Origin of the sequence: Streptomyces alkaliphilus, assembly GCF_014141535.1 — a bacterium.
In the GTDB taxonomy this organism is placed as follows: domain Bacteria; phylum Actinomycetota; class Actinomycetes; order Streptomycetales; family Streptomycetaceae; genus Streptomyces; species Streptomyces alkaliphilus.
In genome coordinates this window covers 1-3,912 of the sequence record NZ_VKHT01000475.1, presented here as the reverse complement: position 1 = coordinate 3,912, position 3,912 = coordinate 1, and the positions used below count along the sequence as shown (strand labels likewise).

General features: G+C 75.1%; 5 protein-coding genes. 1 reads left to right on the top strand and 4 read right to left on the bottom strand.

The genetic code is table 11. The features are described 5' to 3' along the window. The coding region (locus FNQ90_RS15220) for an alpha/beta fold hydrolase (RefSeq protein WP_182606877.1) at positions 1-604 on the top strand (604 nt) is incomplete at its 5' end. On the opposite strand, the gene FNQ90_RS15215 is transcribed toward FNQ90_RS15220, so the two are convergent. From FNQ90_RS15215 to FNQ90_RS15200, 4 genes are all read right to left on the bottom strand, one after another. Continuing rightward, positions 588-1,196, bottom strand: coding sequence for a MarC family protein (locus FNQ90_RS15215; RefSeq protein WP_143622265.1), 609 nt, complete (start codon positions 1,194-1,196; stop codon positions 588-590). The genes FNQ90_RS15220 and FNQ90_RS15215 overlap by 17 nt on opposite strands. 215 nt (positions 1,197-1,411) lie before the next feature. Next, a complete protein-coding gene (locus tag FNQ90_RS15210; RefSeq protein WP_182606876.1) occupies positions 1,412-2,260 on the bottom strand; it encodes a PHP domain-containing protein in 849 nt (282 codons plus the stop codon). Positions 2,261-2,511: 251 nt separating this feature from the next. Continuing rightward, positions 2,512-3,150, bottom strand: a complete 639-nt coding sequence (locus FNQ90_RS15205; RefSeq protein WP_143622256.1) for a DUF6758 family protein — start codon at positions 3,148-3,150, stop codon at positions 2,512-2,514. Between the two features lie 42 nt (positions 3,151-3,192). Continuing rightward, positions 3,193-3,819 carry a suppressor of fused domain protein gene (locus FNQ90_RS15200; RefSeq protein ID WP_407699371.1) on the bottom strand — a complete coding sequence of 209 codons (627 nt, stop codon included), beginning with the start codon at positions 3,817-3,819 and terminating at the stop codon, positions 3,193-3,195. Positions 3,820-3,912 lie beyond the last annotated feature (93 nt).

The following is a 3,912-nucleotide window of genomic DNA, read 5'->3' as shown; positions in this document are numbered from 1 at the left end:
CGCCCACCCCCGTCACTACCCGCTGGGCACCCTCGCCGAGGACGTCCGGGCCCAGGCGCGGGCGCTGGCCGACAGCGGCCCCGTCCACCTGCTCGGGCACTCGATGGGCGGCTTGATCGCGCGGGCCGCCGTGCTGCGCGGCCCCGACCCCTTCACCTCGCTGACCCTGCTCAGTTCGGGACCGGGCCGGCTCGGGCCCTCCTCCCGCTGGAAGGTACGGGTGCTGCGGGCCGGGATCCCGGCGCTCGGACAGCGCGGGATGTGGCGGCTGTGGCATCCCCGCCCCGAGGAGACCGAGGTCGGGACGTTCATGTTCCGCCGCTGGATGTCGAGCAGTCCCGGTCAGCTGCGGGCGACCGGACGGCTGCTGCTGCGCGAGCCCGACCGGGTGGCGGAGCTCGCCGCCACCGGCCTGCCGGTGCACGTGGTCTCCGGTCAGCGCGACGGGGCGTGGCCGGTGGCGTGGATGGACGAGATGGCGGCGCGCCTGCGGGCCCACCGTTCGGTGATCCCCGGTGCCGAGCACTCCCCCAACGTGGAGCGCCCGCACGCCACGGCCGACGTTCTGGTGGACTTCTGGGCGCGGCTCACCCCTCGCCGTTGACGAAGGCCATCACGCCCCCGGCGATCTGCTGCACCGCGATCGCCGACAGCAGCATCCCCGACAGCCGGGTGACCAACACCACGCCGCCGTCCTTGATGAGCCGGACGATGAGCAGCGAGTACCGCATGGTGAGCCACAGGATCAGGTGGAGCAGCGCGATCGCCGCCCACACGGCGGTGTGCTCCCCGACCCCGTCGGCGCGCTCGACCGCGAGGATCACCGTGACGATGGCGCCTGGCCCGGCCAGCAGGGGCATGCCCAGCGGCACGAGGGCCACGTTGACCTCCTTGGTCTGCCGGGGCTCCTCCATCTTGCCCGTGAGCAGGTCCAGCGCCACCAGCAGGAGCAGCAGGCCCCCCGCGATCATCAGGGCCGGGACCGAGACCCCCAGGTAGTTCAGGATGTGCTGGCCGGCGAGGCCGAAGAGAACGATGACGGCCAGCGCCACGAGGGTGGCCTGCCACGCCATCCGCCGTTGCACCCGCACCGGGCGGCCGGAGGTCAGGGCGAGGAAGATCGGCGTGATGCCGGGCGGGTCCATGATCACGAAGAGGGTGACCAGGACGGATCCGAAGAGGGTGATGTCGATGATGTCGGGCATGGCGGTGACCGTGCTGTCTCGGGGCTCCGCGGAACGGAGGGTGGACAAGGTGCGCGTCCGGTCCGGCGCGGACCCCGGGGCGAACCGACCGGCCGGGCGGGACGCCGAGCCGCGCGGGAGAGGACATCGAACGGTATCGAACGACGGTCAACCGGATGGCACCGGCATCGAACGACTCCCGGGCGGCACGGTGGCGACCGCCCCCGTCAGCCCGTGATCGGCGCGGCGCCCGAGGCCCTCGCCGCGATCTCCGCGTACACGGCGGGATCGGTGGTGTGCTCGCCGAGCACGCAGGTCTTGCGGCTGCCGTGGTAGTCGCTGGAGCCGGTGACCAACAGGCCCAGATCGGCGGCCAGTTCGCGAACCCGGCGCCGGGCCGCCGCGTCGTGGTCCATGTGATCGGCCTCGATGCCGTCCAGCCCCGCCCCGGCCAGCTCCGCCACGGCGCTCTCCGGCAGCACCCTGCCGCGCTTGACCGCCATCGGGTGCGCGAAGACCGTCACCCCACCGGCGGCGCGCACCAGGCGCACCGCCGTCACGGCGTCCAGTTCGTGCTTGTCCACGTGGGCCCGGCCGCCGTCGGCGATCCACTCCGGGGTGAAGGCGGAGGCGACATCCGGCACGACCCCGGCCTCGACCATGGCGGTGGCGATGTGCGGTCGACCGATCGTGCCGCCGGGACCGGCCAGCTCGACCACCCGCTCCCACTCCACCGGCGCGCCGAGTTCGGCCAGTCGGCCGACGATGGCGCGGGCGCGGGGGATCCGGTCGTCCCGCAGCAGCTCCCGTTCCCGGGCCAGCGCGGGCTCCCCGGGATCGAAGAGGTAGGCCAGCAGGTGCAGGCCGATGCCCCGGTACCGGCAGGACAGTTCGCATCCCGGCACCAGGGTCAGGCCCGCCGGCAGGGCGGCGACGGCCTCGGCGTGGCCGGCCACGGTGTCGTGGTCGGTGAGGGCGATCACGTCCAGCCCGGCCGCGGCGGCGCCGCGCATCAGGTCGGTCGGGCTGTCGGTGCCGTCGGAGGCCGTGGAATGGGTGTGCAGGTCGATGCGCACGGCGGCGGCTCCCCCAACGGACGACGGACGGGACACCGCCACCCTAACGTCGGCCCGGTACCGCCGTGGCGGGGTCCGGCTCCGCCCGTGCGGCGGCGTCGGCGGAACCGACGGGAAAACCCGTGAGAACCGACGGGCGGGCGAGGTCGGGTGAGGGCGGGGCCCGGCCGGCACGGCCCGGGTGGTGCCCTCACCGTGCGGACCACGACCGAGGCGCCCCGGTGACCGCCGTCCGCGCCCCGGATTCCGGGTCAGCCGAGCAGTTTGGGGGAGAGGGCGCCGCAGGGGATGAGATCGATCTCGGCGCCGGCCTCCCGCAGGTCGGTCAGCACCAACTCGTCGTACATCATCAGCCCGGCCTCCTCGGGCCAGACCACCGCCCACAGCCACAGGCCCAGCGCCTCACCGGCGAAGACCGCCCGGTCCCCCGGGGTGTCCCGCAGCCGCCACAGCGGGGTGGGGCGGCCCGCCGCGTGCACCTTGGCGTGCGGGGAGCGGTCCACCTCCATCAACGGGGCCGGGTCCGGACCGTCGATCCCGGCGAAGCGGGCGCCGAGCCCGACGACGGGTTCCTCGGAGATCAGCAGCAGTTCACCGGGGCCGCCCAGGGGGGCGGGTCCGGAGCAGGCCATGATCGCCGCCCGACCGCCGGTGCGTTCGTCACCCGCGCAGGCCACGCCGGTGTGGAGCCAGCCCAGCGGGAGCGGCCAGGTCATCCACACCGGTACCACCGCTCGTGACACGCAGACCGACAGGGCGTCGATGCTCGGGGGCAGGGCCGGTTGCAGAGGAGGGACGGGGCCGTGCGCGGAGCACTGCCAGGAGTCGGAGAACAGACCGGGAGGGCGCACCCGGTCCCCGCACCTCGGACAGGTCGGTTCACCCCTCATGCGTACCCACGGTCCTCCCGTCCGGGCCCGCAGTCAAGGAGGTCAGCCGGGGAGGGGTGCGCCGGCGCGTCGCGGGTCGCGCGTGTCGGTGCCCCGGGAGAGCCACAGCTCGCGCAGGGCCTCGGCGCCGTGCACCCGCTTCCACGCCGCCTCGTTGGGCGTCATGGGCAGCAGCGGCAGGATCCGCACCGGATCGGCGGGGGGCGGCAGCGGGACGTCGGGCACCAGCCCACCGGGCTCGCCCACCAGAACGGCCGTGAAGGGCGCGCCGGGCCACAGCGGCTCACCGGTGTCCAGCGAGGCGCCGGGGACGGGGACCACCCCCTCCACCCGGGGGGCCGCGGCCAGGACGGCCAGGGGGCGCAACACGCGATCGATCGGAGGCCGGTCGGGGGCGGTGCCCGGTCGCAGCGTGAGCACCAACTCGGCGCGCGGGCCCCGGACCGGATCGGCCACCGGCGCGGCCGGGTCGTTCATCGGCTCGGCGGACATGCCCAGGGTGACGTAGCGCACCAGCGGTCCCGCGTCCGGGCCCTCCGGGCCGTTCGCGGCCCCCGGCGCCGTTTCCCGGGGCTCCGGGGGACAGACGAAGCGCAGCACCTCGATCGGATCCACGCCCAGGAAGGTGACCGACGCGCGGGCGTCGGGCTCACCGAAGACCTCGACCAGCGCCCGCTCCACCGTCGGCAGCGGGTCCGGGCCCGCCGCCGGGTCGCCGGTCGGAGCACCGGGGAGGCCGGGGAACCCGGGCAGCCCGGGGGG